1 protein-coding gene is annotated in these 856 nt (G+C 43.5%); it reads right to left on the bottom strand.

Annotated features, from left to right (window positions below; genetic code table 11):
- Positions 1–856: IS110 family transposase (locus tag FC85_RS11420; protein WP_057865670.1), on the bottom strand; the 856-nt coding region annotated here is incomplete at both ends.

Here is an 856-nt window from a genome sequence, read left to right as displayed (position 1 = left end):
GCGTCTTGTTCATACAAGCAACAATTGCGACCTTATTCCGTTTCGGAATCGGGCCGTTTTTTAGTTGATAATAATAGTCCACAATATGATTATTAGCGGTGTGTTGAGCACGCAACATGTTTTTTACAATGAGATACATCAGCATGCGGGCTCGGGGATCACCCCGCTTATTAATATGGTCTTGTCGAAGATATTTACCGGATTGGTAACGATTAATGTCAATCCCGACAAAGGCATTAAGTTGATTGGCACTATCAAAGCGACGAATATCTCCAAGTTCGCCAATGAGTTCAGCCGCACTTTGTGCGCCGATGCCGGGCATAGAAGTGATGACAGCAAGTTCAGGCAGGGAGTTAGCCAAAGTAACTAGCTGCTTAGTCAGCGCTTCTTTTTGCCGGATTAAATTAATTAAAATTCGACAATAATAACGTACTGCCTGAACTTGAACGCTGTCTGGATCAACAGCCGGATAACTGTCTTTGGCTAGTGCTTGAAGCTTTTCAGCATACTGTATGCCTTTGACTTTAGATAATTTCTTATCAGTACTGTGGATCAACCGATTCTTTAATACTGTCCGGGAAAGCCCCTGTACCAAACTGGGATGTGGAAACAAACTGACAACATTTAACGCGAGCTTTGAAACCCGACTAGTAAAAAGCTGTTCAAGCTCTGGGAAAGTTTGTTGGAGCTGAGTGTGAAGCTGGACATGTTTAATGTGAACGTCAGTTTGAACACGTTCATAAAAGCGGGTTAATTCGTGCATCTTCGCATAAACACATGTTCTGGGTTGCTTAAGACGGAAATGGTTATTCAACGCCGCCCTAGCAATCCGGTGGGCATCTTGGCGATCGGTTTT

This window comes from Lentilactobacillus diolivorans DSM 14421, assembly GCF_001434255.1.
Classification (GTDB): domain Bacteria; phylum Bacillota; class Bacilli; order Lactobacillales; family Lactobacillaceae; genus Lentilactobacillus; species Lentilactobacillus diolivorans.
The sequence above is the reverse complement of the archived record's forward strand: the minus strand, read 5'-3'. Positions and strand labels throughout refer to the sequence as shown.